General features: G+C 58.4%; 25 protein-coding genes and 1 pseudogene. 10 read left to right on the top strand and 16 right to left on the bottom strand.

The window, feature by feature from the left end; all coding sequences use genetic code 11:
* Positions 1-629: 629 nt before the first annotated feature.
* From SYN8016DRAFT_RS00675 to folD, 4 genes are read right to left on the bottom strand one after another with little or no spacing between them, the layout of a single operon-like run.
* Positions 630-2,111 (bottom strand): AAA family ATPase, encoded by a 1,482-nt coding sequence (locus SYN8016DRAFT_RS00675; RefSeq protein ID WP_006852282.1) that lies wholly within the window; start codon positions 2,109-2,111, stop codon positions 630-632.
* Positions 2,108-2,623 carry a divergent PAP2 family protein gene (locus SYN8016DRAFT_RS00670; RefSeq protein WP_006852281.1) on the bottom strand — a complete coding sequence of 172 codons (516 nt, stop codon included), beginning with the start codon at positions 2,621-2,623 and terminating at the stop codon, positions 2,108-2,110. Before SYN8016DRAFT_RS00670 ends, SYN8016DRAFT_RS00675 begins: the two co-directional genes overlap by 4 nt.
* A 2-nt stretch (positions 2,624-2,625) precedes the next feature.
* Entirely contained in the window at positions 2,626-3,564 is a 939-nt protein-coding gene (gene crtE, locus SYN8016DRAFT_RS00665; protein ID WP_006852280.1) for a geranylgeranyl diphosphate synthase CrtE, read from the bottom strand.
* A 41-nt stretch (positions 3,565-3,605) separates the two neighbouring features.
* Positions 3,606-4,487 (bottom strand): bifunctional methylenetetrahydrofolate dehydrogenase/methenyltetrahydrofolate cyclohydrolase FolD, encoded by an 882-nt coding sequence (gene folD / locus SYN8016DRAFT_RS00660; protein ID WP_006852279.1) that lies wholly within the window; start codon positions 4,485-4,487, stop codon positions 3,606-3,608.
* A gap of 71 nt (positions 4,488-4,558) precedes the next feature.
* Between folD and SYN8016DRAFT_RS00655 the strand changes: the two genes are divergently transcribed.
* On the top strand, positions 4,559-6,664 hold the full coding sequence (locus tag SYN8016DRAFT_RS00655) for an HDIG domain-containing metalloprotein (protein WP_006852278.1): 2,106 nt from the start codon (positions 4,559-4,561) through the stop codon (positions 6,662-6,664).
* Here the strand turns inward: SYN8016DRAFT_RS00655 and SYN8016DRAFT_RS00650 are convergent.
* From SYN8016DRAFT_RS00650 to SYN8016DRAFT_RS00625, 6 genes are all read right to left on the bottom strand, one after another.
* Positions 6,654-7,334 carry an RluA family pseudouridine synthase gene (locus SYN8016DRAFT_RS00650; RefSeq protein ID WP_006852277.1) on the bottom strand — a complete coding sequence of 227 codons (681 nt, stop codon included), beginning with the start codon at positions 7,332-7,334 and terminating at the stop codon, positions 6,654-6,656. The genes SYN8016DRAFT_RS00655 and SYN8016DRAFT_RS00650 overlap by 11 nt on opposite strands.
* A 3-nt stretch (positions 7,335-7,337) precedes the next feature.
* Positions 7,338-7,745 carry a hypothetical protein gene (locus SYN8016DRAFT_RS00645; protein ID WP_006852276.1) on the bottom strand — a complete coding sequence of 136 codons (408 nt, stop codon included), beginning with the start codon at positions 7,743-7,745 and terminating at the stop codon, positions 7,338-7,340.
* A 41-nt stretch (positions 7,746-7,786) separates the two neighbouring features.
* On the bottom strand, positions 7,787-8,083 hold the full coding sequence (locus SYN8016DRAFT_RS00640) for a hypothetical protein (protein ID WP_006852275.1): 297 nt from the start codon (positions 8,081-8,083) through the stop codon (positions 7,787-7,789).
* Positions 8,076-8,570 (bottom strand): hypothetical protein, encoded by a 495-nt coding sequence (locus SYN8016DRAFT_RS00635; RefSeq protein ID WP_253909750.1) that lies wholly within the window; start codon positions 8,568-8,570, stop codon positions 8,076-8,078. The genes SYN8016DRAFT_RS00640 and SYN8016DRAFT_RS00635 overlap by 8 nt, the downstream gene beginning before the upstream one ends.
* 185 nt (positions 8,571-8,755) lie before the next feature.
* On the bottom strand, positions 8,756-9,058 hold the full coding sequence (locus SYN8016DRAFT_RS00630; protein ID WP_006852273.1) for an MTH1187 family thiamine-binding protein: 303 nt from the start codon (positions 9,056-9,058) through the stop codon (positions 8,756-8,758).
* Positions 9,059-9,068: 10 nt separating this feature from the next.
* Positions 9,069-9,266: a hypothetical protein gene (locus tag SYN8016DRAFT_RS00625; RefSeq protein ID WP_371212433.1), complete on the bottom strand. Its 198-nt coding sequence runs from the start codon at positions 9,264-9,266 to the stop codon at positions 9,069-9,071.
* Between the two features lie 167 nt (positions 9,267-9,433).
* Between SYN8016DRAFT_RS00625 and SYN8016DRAFT_RS00620 the strand changes: the two genes are divergently transcribed.
* Positions 9,434-9,892, top strand: coding sequence for a hypothetical protein (locus SYN8016DRAFT_RS00620; protein ID WP_006852271.1), 459 nt, complete (start codon positions 9,434-9,436; stop codon positions 9,890-9,892).
* 112 nt (positions 9,893-10,004) lie between these two features.
* Entirely contained in the window at positions 10,005-10,211 is a 207-nt protein-coding gene (locus tag SYN8016DRAFT_RS00615; protein ID WP_006852270.1) for a hypothetical protein, read from the top strand.
* Here SYN8016DRAFT_RS00615 and SYN8016DRAFT_RS00610 read toward each other — a convergent pair.
* Together SYN8016DRAFT_RS00610 and SYN8016DRAFT_RS00605 are read right to left on the bottom strand one after the other, a co-directional pair.
* The gene (locus tag SYN8016DRAFT_RS00610) at positions 10,208-10,489 is read right to left on the bottom strand and encodes a 2Fe-2S iron-sulfur cluster-binding protein (RefSeq protein ID WP_006852269.1); all 282 of its coding nucleotides are present in this window, start codon (positions 10,487-10,489) and stop codon (positions 10,208-10,210) included. The genes SYN8016DRAFT_RS00615 and SYN8016DRAFT_RS00610 overlap by 4 nt on opposite strands.
* 87 nt (positions 10,490-10,576) lie before the next feature.
* Positions 10,577-10,822 carry a Nif11-like leader peptide family natural product precursor gene (locus SYN8016DRAFT_RS00605; protein ID WP_006852268.1) on the bottom strand — a complete coding sequence of 82 codons (246 nt, stop codon included), beginning with the start codon at positions 10,820-10,822 and terminating at the stop codon, positions 10,577-10,579.
* Positions 10,823-10,964: 142 nt separating this feature from the next.
* Between SYN8016DRAFT_RS00605 and SYN8016DRAFT_RS00600 the strand changes: the two genes are divergently transcribed.
* Positions 10,965-11,315, top strand: coding sequence for a hypothetical protein (locus SYN8016DRAFT_RS00600; protein ID WP_006852267.1), 351 nt, complete (start codon positions 10,965-10,967; stop codon positions 11,313-11,315).
* Here SYN8016DRAFT_RS00600 and SYN8016DRAFT_RS00595 read toward each other — a convergent pair.
* Both SYN8016DRAFT_RS00595 and SYN8016DRAFT_RS00590 read right to left on the bottom strand, forming a co-directional pair.
* Positions 11,305-12,141 carry a carbohydrate ABC transporter permease gene (locus tag SYN8016DRAFT_RS00595; protein ID WP_038013569.1) on the bottom strand — a complete coding sequence of 279 codons (837 nt, stop codon included), beginning with the start codon at positions 12,139-12,141 and terminating at the stop codon, positions 11,305-11,307. The two genes, SYN8016DRAFT_RS00600 and SYN8016DRAFT_RS00595, sit on opposite strands and share 11 nt — an antisense overlap.
* Positions 12,142-12,166: 25 nt before the next feature.
* A complete protein-coding gene (locus SYN8016DRAFT_RS00590; RefSeq protein WP_006852265.1) occupies positions 12,167-13,789 on the bottom strand; it encodes a 2-isopropylmalate synthase in 1,623 nt (540 codons plus the stop codon).
* Between the two features lie 131 nt (positions 13,790-13,920).
* Between SYN8016DRAFT_RS00590 and SYN8016DRAFT_RS00585 the strand changes: the two genes are divergently transcribed.
* The gene (locus SYN8016DRAFT_RS00585) at positions 13,921-15,495 is read left to right on the top strand and encodes a glycoside hydrolase family 57 protein (RefSeq protein ID WP_006852264.1); all 1,575 of its coding nucleotides are present in this window, start codon (positions 13,921-13,923) and stop codon (positions 15,493-15,495) included.
* 9 nt (positions 15,496-15,504) lie between these two features.
* Here the strand turns inward: SYN8016DRAFT_RS00585 and crtL are convergent, their stop codons facing one another.
* Both crtL and gyrA read right to left on the bottom strand, forming a co-directional pair.
* On the bottom strand, positions 15,505-16,731 hold the full coding sequence (gene crtL / locus SYN8016DRAFT_RS00580; protein WP_006852263.1) for a lycopene beta cyclase: 1,227 nt from the start codon (positions 16,729-16,731) through the stop codon (positions 15,505-15,507).
* Positions 16,732-16,733: 2 nt separating this feature from the next.
* A complete protein-coding gene (gene gyrA / locus SYN8016DRAFT_RS00575) occupies positions 16,734-19,340 on the bottom strand; it encodes a DNA gyrase subunit A (protein ID WP_006852262.1) in 2,607 nt (868 codons plus the stop codon).
* A gap of 131 nt (positions 19,341-19,471) precedes the next feature.
* On the opposite strand from gyrA, the gene SYN8016DRAFT_RS00570 reads away from it, so the two are divergent.
* From SYN8016DRAFT_RS00570 to rsmD, 5 genes and pseudogenes are all read left to right on the top strand, one after another.
* On the top strand, positions 19,472-20,110 hold the full coding sequence (locus SYN8016DRAFT_RS00570) for a CAAD domain-containing protein (protein WP_006852261.1): 639 nt from the start codon (positions 19,472-19,474) through the stop codon (positions 20,108-20,110).
* Between the two features lie 60 nt (positions 20,111-20,170).
* Positions 20,171-21,334: a GuaB3 family IMP dehydrogenase-related protein gene (locus SYN8016DRAFT_RS00565; protein ID WP_006852260.1), complete on the top strand. Its 1,164-nt coding sequence runs from the start codon at positions 20,171-20,173 to the stop codon at positions 21,332-21,334.
* A 196-nt stretch (positions 21,335-21,530) separates the two neighbouring features.
* Positions 21,531-21,854, top strand: coding sequence for a thioredoxin (gene trxA / locus SYN8016DRAFT_RS00560; RefSeq protein WP_011618905.1), 324 nt, complete (start codon positions 21,531-21,533; stop codon positions 21,852-21,854).
* Between the two features lie 48 nt (positions 21,855-21,902).
* Entirely contained in the window at positions 21,903-22,553 is a 651-nt protein-coding gene (gene hisH / locus SYN8016DRAFT_RS00555; RefSeq protein WP_006852258.1) for an imidazole glycerol phosphate synthase subunit HisH, read from the top strand.
* A pseudogene (gene rsmD / locus SYN8016DRAFT_RS00550) lies at positions 22,511-23,089 on the top strand (16S rRNA (guanine(966)-N(2))-methyltransferase RsmD); the annotation flags it as partial. The gene hisH and the pseudogene rsmD, both read left to right, overlap by 43 nt.
* Positions 23,090-23,094: the final 5 nt, after the last annotated feature.

The raw sequence follows: 23,094 nt of genomic DNA, 5'->3' as shown, positions 1-23,094 counted from the left end.
TGATCAAGCACACATTAAGCAAACAAAAAGTGCGCAAGCAGGCAAGACAACTCTTGACTGATGCAAAGTAAGCAAATAAACCTAGGAACGATTTATATCGCAATCATTTACTTGCCAGCAAATGAAAATCATCGTACTCAATAACCACTTGAGAGAACAAGATGAAAGCAATCCCAACCGGACACTCATACACATCAATCACAGAGCGCTGGGATAGCGTCGACGCTTACCTGGAATGCGTCACAAGTTGCGACCTTAAGGATGGCGTTTGCGTGACCATGTGCATCACCAAGCATCTGGAGCCGCAAACAGCATCAGAAGAATAATAATTTTCCATGCATCCACCTAGGGAAGGAAGGTTAACCCTGACAGTTTTCACTCAAAATCATTCATAACATCTGCTAAATAGCGTCACAAAGACAAGAACATGCCTTCGCTTCGTTCTGCTGAATAGACCTGCAAAGCGCGTATCAACAGCCTCATAGGATTACAAGCATATTCAATCTCTCGCAGGGTTTTTGAAGACCATCTTTGGCTTAAAAAAGCCGATCTTTTCTCCCCTTAGAGATGCTATGCAGGGCATGAAGATCTTCTGTGATCCCTACCCATTCACATGAACAGCAGACATGTCATGGGTGTGATTCATTTTTAAGAGCCCGAGACCAGCGTTCCACCGCTGCGGCTGATGATGACTTTCCCGCTATCCAAACAGCCTCTTGCGCCCGGCTTACAGCGACATAAGCCAACTGGCGTCGCAGGACGAGGTCCTGTGGCCAGAACACATCATCGGCAACAAACACCTCTCCGAAACTGCTGCCCTGACTGCGGTGAACGGTGAGTACAGCGGCTGGACCCAAGGAAGCAAAAGCATCACGGATCAAGAAATAGCGGCGCCAAAGGGGCCGCCCACCCCGCTTTCCCGCATCTCTTGCCTGCGTGCGTAACCCCTGAAGCACACCATCAAGACGCTGCCGCGCCGCACTCCCGGACGGTGGCTGCAAGCGCAAACTGAGCTCTAGCTCACCACTACGAACCCTCGCCGTCACGGTCTCAATCACAGGGGCCTCGAATCCAGCGAGAGCCATCTGCGTCTCCCCCGCAAACCCAAATTCAGCCAGATCACAGCGTTCGGGGGTGACATCCTCCACCACCACTTCACGATTCGAGCCGAGCACCAGATCGGGTTCTTCCCCTGTCTCTGCGCCGTCGCGGGAGGCAGGGGCCATCACCGCCGTCCGGCTGATCAGAACTTCACCTGGAAGAACGGCCATCTGATCGGCCATCTCACCATGAATGGCCCGTCGCGCATGGGGCACAAGCGCATCCAGGGTGCGATTGGTGTAGCAAAGAATGCGTGCTGCATCAGGGTTATCACAGGCCGCAGCACGGCGCAGACCCTCTTGAGCCTGGATCAGCCAAGCCGAGCGATTGAGCACACCCACCTGGCCCAATTCGCTGCGCAGCGGTGGCATCAAGGGCGGCAGCTCACAGGGCAAGCGTCCATCGCGCAGGCAGCTCGCCAGCTGAAGCACTGGGCCTTGATGACGCACCACTTGCTTTAGCGACGCCGTGATCGCACGGTCCATGGAGAACACCGGGCTATCCGCTTCCCCCACCGGCGGAAGCTGGGCCGGATCGCCAACGAACACCAGCCGAGTCTTGAAAGGATGCGCGCACTGCAGTGCGACCGACAACAGCGAGCTATCGACCATGGAGGACTCATCGACCAAGACCAGGCCGAGATGTTCCAACGATGCCGCCGTTTGTTCCGTGGATTCGCAAACCTCCCGATCCCCCTGGCGTCGCAACTTGAGACGCAAGAGTCGATGGATGGTGGAGGGGTACCAGGTGGGATGAAGGCCCTCTAAATCAAGGGCATGGCGCAACACACCCACCGCTTTATGGGTAGGAGCTACAACGGTCCAACACAGGCCTGTGGCTTCCACTTGGCGCAGCAAGCGCATCGACAGGAAGGTTTTGCCGCTGCCGGCATAACCGCTCAACACAAACGGAACGCCAGGGTCTTCGCTTGCTAACCACGTCTCAAACAATGCAGCTGCTGTCTGCTGATCGTCGGTAAGAGTGGCCTCAGACGGCTTCAGCCTGCTCACCCGCTGAACAAACCAAACGTTTGGGCCAAATGCAGGGGCGACCCCACAAAAAAGAGTCCAGGTAGGGCGATTAAAGGTCCCAGCAAACTGCCCACCAACACCTCCGTTCGGGTGTGACCGAGCCGTTCTTTGAGTGGCTTCTCCGGTTGGTTAGGCCAGAGCGAGTCAGGCAATTCATTGAGGCGTGCAGCCGTGAATCCTGCCGCCCGGCGCACCCCACTGGCGTCGTACATCACCACAAAAGCCACCGTGGCAGCCAGCGCAAACGCAGGCTGATCAAAACCGATCTGCCAGCCCACGCCAGCGGCTGTACCTGTGACCAATGCCGAATGACTGGAAGGCATTCCTCCGGTTTCAACCAACACCGCCGGCCTCCAGCGCCGATTCAGCACCAATTCAAGGAACAGCTTGGAGAACTGTGCCAAGCCGCAAGCCGCCAATCCCCAGGCGAGCACAGCATTATCCAAGATCTGTGCAGGCATAGACAGGGTCGACATCATTGAAATCACCATGGTCAACAATCGCGACTCGCCACGTAATCGGCGAGAGCCAACAGGGGCGCCGCCTTGTCCCGCCATGGGTCGAGAGCCGCCTTGGACTCCCGCACCAACTGCAACGCCTTCTCGCGCGAAGCTTCAAGGCCCAGAAGTTTGGGATAGGTGGTTTTATCGGCGAGAAGATCCTTACCTGCCGTTTTGCCTAGCACCTCGCTGCTGGCAGTGACATCGAGGATGTCGTCAATGATCTGGAAGGCCAAACCAATACCGTTGGCGTAGGTGCGCATCGCCTGCAGTTGCTGATCACTCGCGCCGCCGATCAGAGCTCCGGTCACCACACAGGCACGCAGCAAGGCCGCGGTTTTATGGAGGTGGATGTACTCAAGCGTCTCGAGATCAACCGCTTGACCCTCGGATTCAAGATCAACCACCTGACCTCCGACCAATCCGGGGGCACCCGACACGAGCGCCAATTCACCGACAACCCGCAACAAGCGCTCCGCGGGAACGTTGGCACTGCGAACAGCCACCATTTCAAAAGCACGGCTGAGCATGGCATCACCCGCAAGGATGGCCATGGCATCGCCGTACACCTTGTGGTTGGTCGGACGCCCCCTGCGCAGGTCATCGTTGTCCATGGCGGGCAAATCGTCGTGAATCAACGACATGGTGTGGATCATCTCCAGAGCCACCGCCGTTGGCATCGCAAGCTCGGGCGACCCCCCTACTAATTCACACGCCGCCAGGCACAAGATCGGGCGCAAGCGTTTCCCCCCCGCCAGAAGGGAGTAGCGCATGGCATCGCGCAAAGATTCAGGACGCTCGGGGCCCATCGAGGCATCCAGAGCGATCTCCACGCGATCGCGGGAAAGCTTTAGGTAAGCCGCAAAATCAAAGCTGGAGGGGAGCTCACCGGAGGACGGCACGCTTTCGGGGCTAGTGGCCGCAGCGGACATGGTGAGCGAAGTGCTGAGGGAATTCTCTCAGGCCGAGGGGTTCAGACCACCAAATCGGACAAGTCCAACGCAACCTGATGGCGTCGACACCAGGCCACCACAGTGTTGACCAGCAACATCGTCACCGTCATCGGGCCCACTCCTCCAGGAACTGGAGAGAGCGCTGCAGCAACCGGTTCGAGCTCCTCAGCACGCACATCACCGCACAGTCCGCCCTCAGGGCGGCGATGAATCCCCACATCCACCACCACGCAACCAGGAGTGATGTGGTCTGCACCGATCATTTCAGGACGCCCTGCGGCGACCACAAGAATCTCGGCCTGACGGGTAATCGATGCGAGATCTTGCGTGCGCGAATGGGCCACCGTGACGGTGGCGTTCGCCGCCTGAAGCATCAGGGCCATCGGCTGACCCACCAGGATGCTCCGCCCCACCACAACGGCACGCTTGCCGGCGGGATCGATGCCTTGATCACGGAGCATCACCATCACGCCAGCCGGTGTGCAGCTGCGTGGGCCCTGCTCACCCTTCAACAGCCGCCCAAGATTCAAGGTGTGCAGTCCATCGGCATCTTTGTCGGGATCGATTTCAGCCAGGAGAGGCGTCTCATCCAGCCCCTCCGGTAGGGGCAGCTGAAGCAGGATTCCATCCACCCGCTGATCCGCATTGAGCGCGCGAATCGCTGTCAGCACCTCCTGCTGTGATGCATTGGCCGGGAGATGGGAGCCAAAGCTTTCCACCCCGATGCGCGCACAGGCCTTCTCTTTGTTGCGGACGTAGACCGCACTGGCCGGATCATCGCCAACGCGGAGGACCGCCAGGCCTGGTGATCGCCCTGCGGCCGCCAGGCCGGTTTGAATCTGCTGCTGCAAGCGCGCTTCCAGCTTTGCGGCGAGCTGCTTGCCATCCAGCCGGAGAGCCATCGAGGTCTGTTGACACTGATCCCAGCATGCTTCCTCAGTGGGGCTAGCGTCTGTATCAGTGATCAACAGCTGTGTTCCGATCTCATCCTCTGGCCAAGCTCTGGAGAAGCTGGTTGCGGAGTGAGTCACCGCGACGCCCTGTGCTGCGTTGGAACCGCCTCCAAAAGGCTGGACTGCTTCTGGTCTGCATTGCCGTTGCGCTTGTTTCCAGCTGGCCCTGGCTGGTAGAACCCGACTTACGCCCCGGCATCCCAGCACCGTTCGATTCCTTTGCTCCGAAAGCCGCACGGGTGGTGGACAGCGAAGCGCTCGAGCAGAGGAGATCCAGCTTGATGCCCAACACCTTTGTGCAGGTGGTGGATGCGCAGCAATCAAGCCTTCTCAAGCTCAGACTCGAGCGTCATCTCGCCGAATTGGAGCGCGTCGCCAGGAGCCAGAACATTGATCGAATTGGCCCCGTCAATCTGACCACAGACGAACAATTCTGGCTGGAAAAACGATCCCAACAGGATCGGAAAAACTGGGACATGACGATCCGCAGGGCTGTCGATCGGATGCTCAGCCAAGGTCTTGTGAACACGCTGGCGATTGAACAGCTCCGAAAGGCCTCATCCCTGCAACTCGAAGCCTTGGGACCTGAGGACGCTCCAGCCAGAACCCTTGGCAGCAAGATCGCGACGACCACACTTCAAGGAGCCAGCAACCTCCAGACCGATCCCTTGCGCAGTCAACGACTGATTGAAGAGCTGATCACGCAACAAGGCATTCCAACCATTGAAGTCAAAGCGGGCGATCTGATCACGCGCAAAGGCGAACCGATTAGTTCCCAGGCCTACGACGTGCTCGATTTCTTTGGACTGATTAATCGCAGCCCGAAGCTGGGGATCTGGTTGTTGCGTTTCACCGAAGCACTGGCGAGTTGCGGCGTGATGCTGCTCGTGATGAAACGGGAAAGACCCTGCCTTGAGGCGTCCCACGGGTTTCTGGCGATCGGCCTCCTATTGATCAGCCAATTCAGCAAGCTTTGGTTTGGTGCAGCCGTAAGCCCCCTGGCTGTGATCGTGCCTCCCACCCTGCTCTTGGCCCAAGGGCTTGGAACCACCAGTGGCCTGGCCTGGATGGCCGTGAGCTGTTTGCTGTGGCCGACTCCCGTGAGTGGATTAGGCGAAGGCCGGCTGCTGATCACGGCGGCCGTTGCGGCGATCGCCGCCATTCAGGCCGGTCGATTACGCAGTCGAGCGCAGTTGTTGCAACTGGCGGTGTTGCTCCCCTTGGGTGCGTTGGTCGCCGAAATGGTGGTGCTGCGGCAACCGTTTGAAGCCGTGAACCTGTCCTGGACGCGGCTCACACCCGACACCGGAGAACTCGCGTCCGAGGCCCTGCTGATGGGTCTACTGATGATGCTCACGATCCTGTTGATTCCCCTGCTGGAGAGCTCATTCGGCCTACTCACTCGGGCCCGTTTGATGGAACTGGCGGATCAAGAGCGTCCATTGCTGCGACGGTTGTCGTCAGAAGCACCTGGAACCTTTGAACACACGCTGATGATCTGCGGGCTGGCCGAAGAGGGTGCTCGGGCCATTCGGGCCGATGTGGATCTGATCAAAACCGGATCGCTTTATCACGATGTGGGCAAACTCCATGCCCCGAACTGGTTCATTGAGAATCAAACCGGCGGCGAAGAGAATCCGCACACCAAATTGAACGACCCGGTGGCCAGCGCCGGAGTTCTCCAGGCCCATGTGGACGAGGGCCTCAAACTGGCCAGGCGCTACCGCTTGCCGCGGCCCATCGCGGATTTCATTCCGGAGCATCAAGGCACCTTGCGCATGGGCTTTTTCCTGCATCAAGCCCAGCAGAGGGACCCAACGATTTCAGAACACCTGTTTCGCTACCGAGGCCCCACCCCTCGATCCAAAGAAACGGGAATCTTGATGCTGGCTGATGGCTGTGAGGCCGCCTTGCGATCACTCCCCCCCGACACCAGCGACAGCGAAGCGCAAACCACGGTGAAGCGCATCTTGGAGGCGCGCTTAGCCGACGGACAACTGAGGCAAAGCGGACTCAGTCGCGCCGAAGTGGACCTGGTGATGCATGCCTTTGTGCGCGTCTGGAGGCGCATGCGACACCGCCGGATTCCCTACCCAATCCCGGCGAAACGCAGCTTCAGCGCCTAAGCAATCGCACGGGCCAAGGCAGAAGAGAGCGCACCCGAATGCGCTGCCCGCTGAAGGGGTCGGAAAAGCTCATGCCGAGCGCATGCAGATGAAGACGGTCAGGGGAGGAGCCAACCCCAGGCGCTGCATAAATCGGATCGCCGATCACGGGTAAACCAATCGCTGCCAAATGCGCCCGCAATTGATGGGAGCGGCCTGTTCGAGGAACAAGCCAAAGGCGTGAGCGGTCATCTCCAAGCTGGGCACAACGCCAAAGGGTCAGGCAGGAGCGCCCATCGCGGTGAGGCCCATAACGGGGCGGGTGGGCAGACAAACGCGCCAATGGCACGCGCACCGATCCTGAGAGGGCCTTGGGATGGCCATGCACATCAGCCACATACAGCTTGTGCACTTTGCGATCGGCAAACAGGCCGCTAAGCCATTTCAAGCTCAGCGAATCCCTGGCCAACAGCAGCAAACCGGAGGTGTCGCGGTCGAGACGATGCACGAGGCGGAGCTCCGGCAGCACAGCCTGAACCCGGCTGATCAAGGAATCGCTCTGGGCGGGACCAAGACCAGGCTGACTCAGCAAGCCGGAAGGCTTCTCGACCACCACAAAATGGGGATGCCAGCAATGAACCAGAAACCCCGAGAGGGATGATCCGACCAACAAGTCCGATTCCTCGGCCATCGCTCAGAGGCGACCACCACGACGATGGCCGGGACGGCACCAGTAGAGCAGGGCCAGCACGTTGAGGAGGCCCAACACAATCGTGGCCACACCCAACACAATCGCTTGGTCTCCTCCCCCGAGAGCCAGCAAAGAAAGACGAACGATGCCGTAGGGCAGGGATCCAGCCAAAGCCATCGACAAGGAGACGATGGCCAAAATCACGCCCCAGTGGCGCTCACCAAGCAAACCAGCAGAGGCCACGATTCCCACGATCGCCGCCGGCCAGGCAAGCGCAAAAGCCACGCTGATCGTGGCGGCCTGAAGGCTGGATGCCTGAAACGCAACCAGACCAATCACGGGCAATGCCAGCAAATTCCCGGTGAGCCCGAGCCAGGTCATCAACCAGTAGCCGGGCAACTTGGGACCCATCGAAGATCAGACCAGGAATAGCCACCGTAAACACCGGTGTGTCAACTCTCGTCATCCAACAAGGTTTCGAGCGTGGCAAGCAGCAAGGCAATCGCTTCTGCCCGGGTCAAGGCGGCATCACTCACCTCATCCACCCACCCCTGGCAGAGCGTTTCAATTTCCTCAAACAAGGGTCCAGCACTACGCAGTGCCTCCATCACGGCTGCGGAGGAGGTTTCATCCCGTTCATCGCCATCCATCACCACATAACGACGCCCGTCCTCCCCCATGTAGGTGAGACGGCCCTCTGCATCGATGTTGGGACCGGTAATCGGCGTGATCGGTGCGTCCTCATCCATCGCCTAACCCCTCAGCAGGAGTGCTCTTTGGAGCACCCCGTTTCAGACGATTTCCACAAAAACCTCGAAACAACGCTTTCACTTCAGCCATCGGCAATCCCTGCACCAGCCTTGCCTCAATTTCATCGCGCCGCTGGGACTGGTGATACAAACGCAATTCCTGAAACGAGCTCATCGACTGCTTTTCGATCTGGGCAAGGGCACTGCCAATCTGATGATCAGGCAAGAGAGGTCCCTGCTGACAATGCTGCATCACGTGGGCTGATTCATGGGCCAGCACCGTCCACACCTGAGCGGGATCATCTTGAAGGTTGTTGGAGCACAACAGCAAGGCATTCCTTCCGGCATGAAAGGCACCTAAGAGTCCAGATGGGCAGTCTTTTGCCACCAAGGTTTGGGTGCCGGCTTGACGCAGAAGAGAGGAATAGTCGCCGATGTCAGCCCATGACTGGGCACGCACTGGAGATCCAATCGAAAGAGAGCCCATCAAAGGGGCTCCAATTCCAACGAGGACAAACCACGAGGAACGAAGAACGGATTTCCACATCAAGAGCCTGGCCGATGCCTGGTCTCATTCAAGACACAAGGGAGACAAATGAGAATGCGCGGCTTTGGATCTACAGATTTGCGCCAGACCCAAAGCCCTTCTTATCGGCAACGCCTAAATAACGCTCAAGGCAGGATCAAGCGCTCAACGCTGGGAACTTTGTCGCGGAACGACTGCTCTCGATCCACACGGGTATTCACACGCAGCGTGGCGTGAATCCTCGGCACCCCCTCACCATGCAGCCGCTCATGACAGCGCTTCACGCAGGCAAACACAGCATCCCAATCCCCCTCGATCGCGGTTCCATTCGGCCCGAGCTCATACTCAAGCCCCGACGCTTTGATCAGCTCGTTGCAGATCGCCACCCACGGCGCCAGCGAACCTTCAACGCCCACAGGCACCACACAGAGATCCACGCTCACGTTCATCGGTAGGGGCTCAAAGGACGGAAGAGGGCTCTCCGCCGTCACGAAGACAGGCCTGCGGATAGCGAATCGTTCTCCAAGCACCACAACTTGTTTGGACCTCTAAACCGATCCCACGCTGCTGAATGGAGAGATCACGGCCTTGCCCCGAACACCAGCTCTGAGCCGCTGCTTCAGCAGCATCCATCGATTCATAGGGAGCATCCAGCACTGGGTGGGGACTGCCGTCCAAAGCAATCAGTCTGTATAAAGAACGAACAAGTTTCGGCAATGTTCCAATCACGCATCTGTCCCTAGTCTTCCACCTCTGCGCAACAACGCCAGCGGTGAAGCAAGAAGACAGCCGAAACGTCACGATCAGCTCAAGATGAGCTCACGATGAGCCACCCACAACTCCAAGCTGCACTTGAGCAGCTGATGGCGCGCGCGCCCTCGGCATTGTTCAAACGAGCAAGACGCCTCTACCTCGACAAATACCCCCTAGACGGCCGCGATTGCAGCAGCGCGCTGCGGTTATTTGTGGCAGAGGAACGGGTTGAAGAATGGGTCGAACCCGACCCGGAGGCCGCTCCGCTGGGAAAGATTGCCGTCGTGACGATTCGGCCAACGCGTTTGTCGTTGGTGCACTGGCAGCAAAGCGAACCCGCCTCCGAACAGATGTGCTCCGACTACCTGCAAAACACCTGGGGGCTCGATCCCAGCGGCTTCAAGGCGATGAGCGATCCCTGGTTCAGGAATGGCGGGCAACAGAAACAAGCCCAAGCCCCTGATGGCTTGATCTGGACCCGACGATCTGCTTTTACGGCCGAAGCCTCTTCAACCGCAGCCAATGAGTGAGCCAGGGGCGCTCAGTAACAATGTCAAGGGTTGAAAACAAAGGAAATCCTGAAGACCGAAAGATCGGGGAACAGCCATCGCTAACCCGGAATTAAGCCTTGATAAGAACGTCATGAGATCCCCAGTTGCTGAACGCTATGTGCTCCGTCAAAACTGCACTGGTAGCTACTTGAGTTTGAATCACCAAACCCAGTCGATTGAAGGGGTCTCGAGCGTCGAAGCCGCCTGGAGTTTTCATAGCCATGAAGGGGCCGTGAACCATGCCCTGCTCATCGGCCAAACCCATGGAGAAACCCCGGACGTGATCAAGCTCGCTTAGAGCTCGTCTTCCACATTGGTCTTGATCGAGCAATCGCTCAGCGGATAGCTCACGCAAAGCAAGGCAAACCCCTTGGACATCTGATCGTCATCCAGGAAGCTTTGGTCAGCTTGATCAACGCTTCCGTTGAGAATCTTGCCGGCACAGGTACTGCAAGCACCCGCACGGCAGGAATAGGCGAGGTCAATGCCTTGCTCTTCAGCGGCATCGAGGATGTATTGATCATCGGCACAGCTGAAGCTGGATCCACCTTCGATGCTGATCGTGAAAGAAGCCATGACTCAGTAAATGATCAACCTCTTGTTAACGGGGTTTAAGGGCGCGGTCTTGGATCGTCAGAGATCCCAAACGCTGAGCGGCGCTTATCAACCTGGAATGAAGTGCCGCAGTCGCCTGGACTCAGGCGCCATTTGTTGCTGCAGATCAGCGGCGCTGGCATTGGTCTGCTCCCGTTGTTGAGCCTGAAACACGTCGTCTTCGGTGATCGTGAGCCCACGAGACTTGGCCAGGGTGATCAACTCCTCCAAGGGCAATGGCTGGGCAAGTTGCTCGGCCAAAGCAGGATCGTCATGACGCGAGCCAAGCAATTGATCGAGATCTTGCAGCGACATGAACCAGGGGCAACTGAAATTGATCTACACCAGCGACCCACCCTTTAAGGGTTCAGACCGCAACAACCTGACACCGTGAGAGGCAACGCTGGCCTCTCGTCAGCAATCATGCTCAGACAACAAACAAGCCTTCTCGCTGACCATGGGTTCCCGATGGCGTGTCATCGAAGCGGTGACTCTTCCAATGCTCACCCTGCTGTTCCTGGCGCTCTGGCAGGGATACCGTCATCACACCGAGGCGATCCGGGCGATCCGTCTTCAACTCCATGAGCTCGAACAACAAGAGTCTGAGGTCACCAATACCAACCTGATGGTGGAACAGCTGGAGTTCCTGCAACGCCGCCAACAATCCCTCGAAACACAAATCGGTGACTTAAAACAAGCCCAGCAGCGCTGGAGCACGCAGCAACGACAACGGGTTCAACGCTCAGAGCCAACGGCGCGGCCAGGAGAATCAGACAAGCCATCGCTGGACTTCATTCCTATCCCTTAACCGCATCCCCACTGGCATTGGGAAGGATGAAGCGCTGGAGTAGCACAAACATCACCAGCACCGGCAGGATCGACACCACGGAGCCGGCCGCAACAATCCGCCAATCGAGAGAAAAGCTGCTGGCCAATTGCTGCAGCCCTAAGGGCAAGGTGAACAAGCCTGGATCATCAAGGATCACCAGGGGCCAAAGGAAGTCACTCCAGGTGCCGATGAACACGAACATCGCCAGGGTGATCAGATCAGCCTTGGCCGCAGGAATCATCACGTTCCACCATTCACCAAGCTTGCTGCAGCCATCGATGCGTGCGGCCTCTTCAAGCTCAACGGGCACACCAAGAAAGCTTTGACGGAGGAGATACAGACCAAAGGCGGTGGCTGCCTGAGGAATCACCAACGCCATCAGGGTGTTGCGCAACCCAAGCTGCACCATCAGCAGGTACAGCGGAATCATCACCACCTGAAAGGGGATGAGAATCGTTGCCACGACGAGGGCCAACACAAGACCACGACCAAAAAAGCGCATACGCGCCAATGGGTAAGCCGCAAGGGAGCAGAACAGAAGATTCGCCACCACCGCAAGGAAACTGACGACTGAACTGTTGAAGATGTAAGTCCAAAGCGGATTGTCACGAAACAGACGCCCATAGGCATCGAGGCTGGGCTGGGTCGGAAACAGCGAAGGCGGGCTCGTGAAGATGTCCTCAGCGGGGCCTTTCAAAGACGTGCTCACCAGCCACAGCAAAGGGACCAGCACGGCCAGTGCCAGCAGGATCAGCAGCAACAGCTGCAGAAGGGGAGCTGGACGCAGAGTGGATTTGAGCGACATGGATTTGAGCGCCATCAAGCCCTCATTAACGGACAGGGCTGGAATCGAGCTCAGCCATATCCCGTTGCGGATGAATCGTTGGTCCTGCCGTTCCGGCAACAAGCCGATTCAAAGCATTCACAAACGCCTCAGCCGCGGCCACCACCACATCCGTATGGGCGGAATGGCCGGAATAAAGCTGGCCGTCACGACGCAGACGAATGGTGACATCACCCATGGCATCAATCCCTTCCGTGACCGACTTCACAGAAAACTCCACCAATTCATTGGGCTCACCTGCCAGCTGATTGAGAGAACGGCAGACGGCATCCACCGGCCCCGTTCCCACCGAGGCTGCGGTTTGCTCCTGACCATTTTCATCGGCGAGGGTCACCGTGGCTGTGGGCTGAAGACTGCTTCCGCAGCTCACCTGCACCAGCTTCAGCTGATATTTCGCATCGGGCTGTTGCACCTGGACGCTGACAATCGATTCAAGATCGCGGTCCGTTATTTCCCGTTTGCGATCGGCAAGATCTTTGAAGCGGGCAAACGCATCATCCAGATCCTCACGGCTGAGGTCATAGCCGAGCTCTTCCAGGCGAGCCCGAACAGCGCTGCGGCCGCTGAGCTTGCCCAACGAGATCCGATTGTCGGTGAGGCCAACGGTGCGGGCATCAACGATTTCGTAGGTGAGCCGGTTTTTCAACACGCCGTCTTGATGGATCCCCGATTCGTGCGCAAAGGCATTGGCACCCACAATCGCTTTATTGGGTTGCACCACCATGCCGGTGAGATTGGAAACCAAGCGCGAGGTCTTGGTGATTTCCTCCGTGCGGACTGCGGTGAGCGGAGTTGGTGAATCCTCCTCACGTCCAAAGAAGGGATTGAAATAGCGGCGGCGGACATGCATCGCCATCACCAGCTCTTCGAGAGCAGCGTTACCGGCGCGTTCACCGATGCCATTCACCGTGCACTCCAACTGACGCGCGCCCGCTTTAACAGCCTCGAGGAAGTTGGCCACTGCCAGCCCAAGATCGTTGTGCCCGTGCACAGAGATCACCGCTTCATCGATGTTGGGCACATGTCTGTTGATGCCCTCGATCAAGCTGCCGAATTCAGAGGGTGTGGTGTAACCCACCGTGTCTGGAATGTTCACGGTGCTGGCACCAGCGGCAATGGCCGCTTCGATCACTTCGTACAAAAACTCAGGGTCGCTGCGACCGGCGTCCTCGCAGGAAAATTCAACGTCATCCACAAAGGAGCGGGCGTAGGCCACCATCTCGGGAACGATGCCAAGCACGTCCTTACGGCTCTTGCGCAGTTTGTGTTCGAGGTGGATGTCGCTGGTGGCAATAAACGTATGAATGCGTCGCTTTGGGGCCGGAGCGACGGCGTCAGCGCAAGCCTTGATGTCGCCGCGGGACGCGCGGGCCAAGCCACAAATAATTGGGCCGTTCTCACCACCAACCTGCTGGGCGATGCGCTGCACGGCAGCGAAATCGCCATGGCTCGCAAACGGGAAGCCAGCCTCGATCACATCAACGCCAAGCCGGGCCAGCTGCTGGGCAATCGCCAACTTCTCCTCGAGGTTGAGGCTGGCACCGGGGGATTGTTCACCATCTCTAAGAGTGGTGTCGAAGATCAAAACGCGACCTGGATCCTTGGCCATGGCTAAAGCCTCGAAGGGTTTTAGTCGGAATGACTATGAGTTAAGCCACTCTAAGCGAGACAGGCGTTACGAGCCGGCGGCTTTAGGGAGAAATACCGGTACATTCAATTGATTGATAGTGAGTTTGAGCGTTGGCCCAAGGAGCACTAGCCCTTGTTCTCCATGCGCACCTTCCTTACGTGCGGGCGAACGAGGCGAACTCGCTCGAAGAAGATTGGTTTTTTCAAGCGTTAATCGAGTGCTATCTCCCCCTGGTGGAGATGCTGGAGTCTGCGGCGGGCGACCAAGCCCAGCAAGCACGCCTCACGATGGGGATCTCACCGACCCTCCTGTCACTGCTTGCAGACAGCACACTCCACAAACGCTTCCCGAGCTGGGTTCAATCCCGCTTGCGGCTTCTGCAACAGGCCCCCAGCGATCGCAAAGCCGCTGCCGACCATCTGCAGAGCTGTTTTGAGCGCTACCTCCAGAGCTGGCAGAACAGCAATGGCGATCTGATCAGTCGCTTCAAGGCGCTGCAACAACAAGGAGTGCTCGACCTGCTCACCTGCGGGGCAACGCACGGCTACATGCCCCTGCTACGAGAACACCCTGAAGCTGTACGCGCCCAGTTGCGCACAGCCGTCCGCGAACACCAACGCCTCATTGGCGAACAGCCTCTCGGGATCTGGCTGCCGGAATGTGCCTACTACGAAGGCCTAGACATTTGGATGCGCGATGCCGGACTGCGCTATGCGGTGCTGGATGGCCACGGCTTGCTCCATGCCAAACCACGGCCGAGATATGGGGTATACGCGCCGATCTGCAGCCGCAATGGCGTGGCCTTTTTTGGCCGCGACAGCGACGCAACCCTGCCGGTTTGGTCAGCCCGCGATGGCTACCCCGGTGATCCCGCCTACCGAGAATTCCACCGGGACCTGGGCTGGGATCTCCCGCAAGAGCAGATCGAATCCTTTGGCTTACCCACCCAACGCCCCCTCGGCCTCAAATTGCATCGCGTCAGCGACCAACGGGCTCCGCTGGATGCCAAACAGCCCTATGAGCCTGCGCTCGCTCAGGCCCGCACCAAAGACCATGCCAAGCATTACCTCGAGGGGCGGCGCCTCCAACTCGAAGCCCTCGAACAGCGCATGGAGACGGCCCCGTTGTTGGTGGCCCCCTTCGATGCTGAATTATTTGGCCACTGGTGGTTTGAGGGCCCGATGTTCCTGGCTGAACTCTTCCGCCAAGGACCGGAGCAACAGGTGCGATTCACCACGTTGCGCGGTGTCTTAAGCCAAACCCCGAATCTGCAAATTTGCGATCCCTCCCCCTCCAGCTGGGGACAGGGTGGTTTCCATGATTATTGGCTCAACGACAGCAATGCCTGGATCATTCCGGAGTGGAGCCGTGCGGGCCGTGCGATGAAAGAACGCTGCAGCCGCGGGGTGGGCAGTGAACAAGGTCTGCGCATGCTCCATCAAGCTGGCCGCGAATTGCTTTTAGCTCAATCGTCCGATTGGAGTTTCATCCTGCGCGCAGGCACCACCACTGGACTGGCCAAAGAACGGATTGAACGCCATTTAGAACGCTTTTGGACACTGATGGCTTGCATCGATGGCCAAGACAGAATGAGTGAAGCGTGGCTGAATGACGTAGAAGCAGAAGATTCTCTCTTCCCCTTAATTCAGCCTGCTGATTGGAAGCAAGTGGCCATCGAAAGCTGACCACGGGGATTACGAGCGAGGCGCCCCAAGCACCAAGCCTCTCCTCACATCCCACGGTGAGATCGCAAACAAGCGGAGCATCACGCCCATCAGCTGTGGCAACGGCAGCGTATTGGTAAGGAAACCACTCCAATCCTCTTGAGATAGCTGAAAAAAGCTGGTGAAGTGGCGGCGCAACAGCCGTTCATCGAAGCCCATCAAGCGGCCCAATCCAAACTGAAATAGGCGGTGACGCAACACCAACTCCAGCGGCCAAAGAGCTTGCCAACCCACGCGCGCCATCGCTGCAGAGCCAAGACAGGGTTGTTGCTTGAGAGCCGCGGCCAGGGCATCGGCCAAACCTGGCCCGCGCCGCAATAGCGCGCCCACCATGTAGCCCGAGGCTGGGTGCACCATGCTCGCTGCTCCGCCAAAGGCGAGCAGCGGCTGATGGAAATCCGGCAAGGGCAGATTCATGGGGAAGAGGCAATGCTCCTCTTCGATCACTTCGGTGATCGCATTCCCCGCCTTGGCCAAGCGTTGCTCCAGCCGTTGCTTGAGCTCCGCTTCCGGCACCGCCGGCGCCAAGGCCAAGGAGGTTTCCTCCACAAAAAACACCCCCTCACCGAAATCCATCGCATACAGAAAGGTGGGGGGTTCGTTGCGTTGCTCCGCCGTGAGGTGATCACAGCGAAAATCCATCAGCACAAATTGGCCTGGCTCCACCGGGGGCTTGCTGAAACGACCCACCACGCCATAGGCCGCCTGCCCAGCCACGGGCCCCTGATCCGGGCGGCGAATGTGGGGACTGCGATGCCCTGATGCATCGATCACCAGCCGGGCCAGGCGCTGTTCGCCGGAGGCGCCATGCACCCTGGTTCCATCACCCTCTCGCTCGATGCGCTCCACGCTGTCTTGATGCCAGCTCATGCCAGTGCAGCGCGTCAACCAATGCTGCTGCAACTTTTGGCGATCAAACAGCCCGTAATCCATCCCATGGGGCGTGGGTTGATCTTCCAACTCCGAGCCACCAGCGCCATAAAAACTCACGGTGTTGCTCCAGCGGTGCTCAAGCAAATCTTGGAGGCCCAACAGCTCGAGTTCCCTGGCCCAAATCCCATAGGTATTGGGCCAGGGATCATCCACCGAATGCGGCGCGATACCTTCCACGTTCACACCGCGCTGATGCAGTTCGGAAGCGATGCAAAGGGCGGCAGGACCGCCCCCGATCACCAACACATCCGCGCAATCAGCCAAGGTCAGCCCTCAGCTGGTGCTTCAGGTTCGCTGTCATCGTCGTCCGTTTCCGCCTCGGGCGGCACCAGCACCACATCGGCTAAACGGTCGCCCTTATCGAGACGCTGCAAACGAACACCTGTGGCTGCACGGGATTGCTGGGGGATGGCATCAGCGCCCGTGCGCACAATCACGCCCTTTTCACTTACCAGCAGCAGCTCCTCTCCCGCCCCCAGAACCCGCAAGCCCACAAGCTCATCGGCCGCGGTGCGGAATTTCATGGCGCGCAGGCCCATGCCAGCCCGCTTTTGCAAACGGAACTGCGTGACCGGAACCCGTTTGCCGAGACCAGAGGCCGAGGCCACCAGCACCCATGGACCTTCAGCTGCTACCGCAGATTCACCCCCATCACTGCCTTCATCACCCTCATCGGCACTGGCAGCGATTTGATCCGCCAACTCAGCGGGCAGCACGTCCATGCTCACCAAGCTGTCGCCCGCGCGCAGATTCATCGAGCGCACACCTCGAGCCGTACGGCCCAACGGGCGCAGCTCGTTGTCATTGAGCCGGAAGTGAATCGTCATTCCCGCCCGTGACCCAATCAGCACACTGTCTCCCGGTACTGCAAGCCTCACCCAAGTGAGCGCATCACCCTCTTCCAGGCCAATGGCAATCAAACCGTTGGAGCGGATGTTGCTAAAGGCCGAAAGACGCGTGCGTTTGATGTATCCGCCCGTGGTGAGCATCAACAGATCGGTGTCGTCGTTGAATTCCGACACTGCAAGCAGCGAAGTAATCGCTTCTTCCCTAGGGATTGGCAGCAACTGCACAATCGGTGTGCCCTTAGCGGTACGGCTGCACTGAGGCACCCGGTACGCAGGCACCGCATACGAAACACCACGATCGCTAAACAGCAACAAGGTGTCGTGGTCGTTGCAGCCAATAAAGAGTTTGACCGCTTCTTCCCCTTGGCTACGGGTCCCCGCTTTGCCACGGGTGCCACGGCTGGTGGCTTCAAATTCACTCACCGGCATCCGCTTGAGATACCCAGTTTCGGTGAGCAACACCACGGAGCGCTCATTGGCGATCAGATCAATGTCTTCCAGACCACCGGCAAGATCCAGAATCTCGGTGCGGCGTGGAACGGCATGGCGATCACGCAGCTGACCTAGCTCATCTTCGATGATCCCGAACACCCGCTCTCTACGGCCAAGGATGTCCTTGTAATCGGCGATCTTGGTGACCAGATCCTCATGCTCAAGGCGGATTTTGTCTGCCTCTAGGGCTGTGAGGCGGCGAAGCTGCATCTGCAAAATCGCGTCTGCCTGAACAGCTGAGAGGCCATGACGCTCCTGCAACTGCGTGCGCGCTGTTGCCGTATCGGGCGCCGCCCGAATCAGGGCAATGATCGGATCGAGTTGATCCAGGGCCAGCAGTAAGCCCAGGAGGATGTGATCTCTTTCTTCTGCCTTGCGCAGCAGGTAGCGCGTGCGGCGCTCAATCGTTTCAACTCTGAACTCGAGGAACACCTCGAGCATCTTGCGCAGGGTGAGCAGGATCGGCTCGCTGTTCACCAACGCCAGCATGTGGGCGCTGAAGTTGCTCTGGAGTGGGGTGAGTTTGTAGAGGTTGTTCAGCACCACCTGGGGGTAGGCGTCGCGGCGCAGCTCCACCACAACACGCATGCCATCGCGATCGCTCTCATCGCGAATATCGGAAATGCCTTCCAGCTTCTTGTCGTTCACCATCTCGGCGATGCGTTCAATCATCGCCGCCTTGTTGGTTTGGTAAGGCAAGGCAGTGATGATCACCGCATCACGATCTGGGCGCCCGGGAGCCTCGATCGTTTCGATCCCAGCAACCCCTCGCATCGTCACCGAGCCGCGGCCAGTGAGGTAGGTCTCACGAATGCCGCTGCGACCCAAAATTTGCCCGCCGGTGGGGAAGTCAGGGCCCGGGATCAGAGCCATCAGCTCCTGATCCGTGATCTCAGGATTGCTGATTAAGGCCAACAAGCCCGTGATCAGCTCTCCAAGGTTGTGAGGAGGAATGTTGGTGGCCATGCCCACCGCAATCCCCGCTGAGCCATTGAGGAGAAGCTGGGGGATCCGTGATGGCAGAACGGTGGGTTCTTGCTGCGATCCGTCGAAGTTGTCGGCGAAGTCAACCGTTTCCGCCTCGATATCTTCGAGAAGGCTGTCGGTGGTGAGCGCCTGCAACCGCGATTCGGTGTAACGCATGGCGGCCGGGGGGTCGTTGTCGACCGAGCCGAAATTGCCATGCCCATCAATCAGGGGCATGGACATCGAGAAGTCCTGGGCCATGCGCACCAGGGCGTCGTAAACGGCCGTATCACCGTGGGGGTGGTACTTACCCAGCACCTCACCCACCACACGGGCGCATTTTCGATAGGGCCGATCACTGGTCAACCCAAGCTCGTACATGGCGTACAAAATTCGCCGGTGCACAGGCTTGAGCCCATCACGAGCGTCGGGCAGCGCACGCCCAACGATCACGCTCATCGCGTATTCCAGATAGGAGCGCGACATTTCGTTGCGCAAATCTGTCTGGATGATCCGATCGTCGGATTCGCCGGGACCGCCGTTGCCGGGTCCCACTGGATCCGCCATACAAGACCTATTTGCCTTAACTCAGCTTATCGCGAGAAGGAGAAAGGAAAACATCAGCGTTTCCTGCGTCTTCAAAACGGAACGTGATAACGCCCTTAAGCTTGCGCAACTCGCAACGTGCTGCTGAAGCTATGGAAACCGATCCGATCAATCCGGCGTCCTCTGACTCCAGTCCTTCGATGGAGATTAAAAGCACCGACCCGATCGAATCAGGATCAACAGCAGCCGTTCCAGACACAACCCTTCCGGCAACAGCCGACCCTGCAGCTGCTGAATCGACAGCCTCTGTTCCAGCTGAACCGCAAGCACCCGATCCGGTGATTGCCAAGGAGCCTGAGATCGCTCAGGAAGCGGCCGTCCCATCCAAGCCAACGCCTCCAGCCTCCGAAGCGATCGCTGAGCGCATCCAGGTGGCAGCCTCATCCGATAATGACGACCCATCCAGCAGCGGAGGGGAGTGGGATCTACTCAGCTCCAAAGTGCGTCAGTGGTGGGAAGACAACAACCTTGTTGACCTCTGGCAACGCTCCCGCAGGCCCCTATTTCTGATTGTTGGCCTGATTGGCTTGACCCTGCTGATCAGGATCTACAGCGGAATTCTGGCGGCCATCGGCAGCATCCCTCTCGCTCCCAGATTGTTTGAGTTGGTGGGTCTTGGCTGGGTGATCTGGTTCTCTTCCACAAGGCTGATTCGCAGTGAAGAACGAAAGGCTCTCCTTGCAAACGTGAGCGGCATTTGGGCCGCCTTCACGGGCTCGATTCGCCCCTGATCACTGCCACGCAGTGCATGACCGGTTGGTAGTTTGTGCTGATCCTTAATACGACTAGCGGTGGACATTCAGCTCGGACGCTCCAAGGTTGTTCGCCGGGCCTATGGCATCGATGAGATCGCCCTGGTGCCTGGGGGTCGCACGGTTGATCCGGAGGTCACCAACACCAGCTGGTCCCTAGGCGGAATCGAACGTGAAATCCCGATCATTGCCAGCGCCATGGACGGCGTGGTGGACGTGGGAATGGCGGTTCGGCTTTCCCAGCTCGGCGCTCTTGGCGTCTTGAATCTGGAAGGAATTCAGACCCGCTACGAAGATCCCACCGAGGCTCTGGATCGCATCACATCCGTCGGCAAGGACGAGTTTGTGCCGTTGATGCAGGAGATTTACAGCAAACCGGTTCAGGAAAGCCTGATTCGCAAGCGCATTGAAGCGATCAAAGCCCAGGGCGGAATTGCTGCTGTGAGCGGCACCCCAGTGGCGGCATTGCGCTTTGGCAAGGCGATCGCAGAGGCGGGAGCTGATCTGTTTTTTGTGCAAGCCACCGTGGTCTCCACCGACCACATCGGCCCTGAAGGCCAAGACACCCTCAATTTGGAAACGCTCTGCCGCGACATGGGTGTGCCCGTGGTGATCGGCAACTGCGTGACCTATGAGGTTGCTCTGCAACTAATGCGCGCTGGTGCTGCTGGTGTGATGGTGGGGATTGGTCCTGGTGCTGCCTGCACCTCCCGTGGCGTCCTCGGCGTTGGCATTCCCCAGGCCACCGCTGTTGCCGATTGCGCCGCCGCTCGCGCTGACTACGAAAAGGAAAGCGGACGCTACGTCCCGATCGTGGCCGATGGAGGCATCGTCACCGGTGGCGACATCTGTAAGTGCATCGCCTGTGGTGCTGATGCCGTGATGATTGGATCCCCGATTGCCCGCTCAGAAGAAGCACCAGGCCGGGGATTCCACTGGGGAATGGCCACCCCAAGCCCGGTGCTACCGCGGGGCACACGAATCAACGTTGGCAGCACGGGCAGCCTCGAACGCATCCTTCGAGGTCCAGCGAAACTGGACGATGGCACCCACAACTTGCTCGGTTGCCTGAAGACTTCGATGGGAACTCTCGGGGCACGCACCATCAAAGAGATGCAGCAGGTTGAAGTGGTGGTGGCTCCATCCCTGCTCACGGAAGGCAAGGTTTATCAGAAAGCCCAGCAACTAGGGATGGGCAAATAAGCCTTAATCTCAAGGCGTGCGGGCTTCGGCCCACACACTCCTCACACCCCCCGGCCCGACGCGTTCGGGCTTTCTGTCTTCGCCAACGGCGCTCGAGTCTGGACTCGAAACCGTCACAGTTCTGTAGACCCACCGAAGAAACCGAGAAATCTTCGGAAGTGGTTGCTAAATTCACGCCATAACGATGACAAATGGAATGTCCAGCGCTACCGCTGTAACCGACGCATCCTTCGAACAGGATGTCCTTCAAAGTGACGTTCCTGTCTTAGTTGACTTCTGGGCTCCCTGGTGTGGCCCCTGCCGCATGGTGGCTCCCATTGTTGACGAGATCTCCAAGGAATTCGAAGGCAAAATCAAGGTCTTCAAGCTCAACACCGACGAAAATCCGAACGTTGCCAGCCAGTACGGGATTCGCAGCATCCCCACGTTGATGGTGTTTAAGGGTGGGCAGAAAGTTGACACCGTCGTGGGCGCAGTTCCTAAGGCCACGCTCTCCGGCACGATTTCGAAGCATCTCTGATTCCGGGCTCCGAGCCGGTCTTCGCTATTCGCCTTGCCCCTGATCCCCATGTCTCGTTCAGTTCAGACCATTGGACTGATCGATTACGGCATGGGAAATCTTTTTTCTGTTCAAACTTGCTTTAAGCGCTTGGGGAGTTCCCTCAAGGCTGTGCAACATCCTGGAGATTTAGAAGGCTGTCAGGCCCTCATTCTTCCGGGCGTCGGAGCGTTTGATCCGGCCATGGATCGCTTGGAAGCCACTGGACTGATCCCTGAACTGCTCGCCTGGAACAAAGCCGATCGTCCACTCCTGGGGATTTGCCTAGGTTTACAGCTGCTGTTTGAGTCCAGCGAAGAAGGCCAACGCCAGGGGTTGGGCTTGCTCCCTGGACGGGTGAAGCAGCTCCCGAAGAACCAGGGAGAACGCATCCCTCACATGGGCTGGGGCAAGCTGCAGATCGATCGCCCTTCCCCTCTGCTGCCGGATCCTTCCAGCGCTGAATGGATGTATTTCGTTCATTCGTTCGCCGCTGAGCCCCAGGAGACGCGGGATCGTGCTGCAAGCGTGGCCTTCGGTTCAGGGCTTGCCACCGCCGTGGTTTGGCGCAATCGGCTGGGTGCCTGCCAATTTCACCCTGAGAAATCGGCCGTGACGGGCCAGCGTTTGCTGTCGCGATGGCTGGAATGGCTGCAACAGGGCGCTCCCTTGATGCCGTGAGCGGCCTGCTTCGTCTCAGCGGAGGTCGTCGCCTCCGCAGTCCTATGGGGACCGCTACGAGGCCCACCACAGCCCGTGTGCGCGAAGCGGTGATGAACATGCTCGCTCCACAGCTGCAGGACGCCTCCTGGCTCGACCTGTGCAGCGGCAGCGGCGTGATGGGCTGCGAAGCGATCGAACGGGGCGTGAGCAGGGTATGGGCCGTGGAAAAGGATCCCAAAACAGCCTCCATCTGCCGAGACAACCTCAAGTTGATCGCTGGAGGCCGTTCCCCCTCCCCGGCCATTGAGGTGATCCGTCGAGATCTGGTGAGCTGGCTCAAAATGGGTCGCCCTAGCTCCATGCCCTGCTTCGATCTCGTTTATTTCGATCCTCCCTATGGATCCGACCTATACGAGCCCACCTTGCTTGCCTTGCTCGATGGACACTGGGTCTCCAAACAGGGACTTGTGATCTGCGAACACACACGCAACAAAAAATTGACCCCACCACCGCCCTGGACGGTGGTGGATCAAAGGCGATATGGAACGAGCGCCCTTCT

The organism is Synechococcus sp. WH 8016 (assembly GCF_000230675.1).
GTDB lineage: Bacteria > Cyanobacteriota > Cyanobacteriia > PCC-6307 > Cyanobiaceae > Synechococcus_C.
This window is presented reverse-complemented; position numbering and strand designations above follow the sequence as displayed.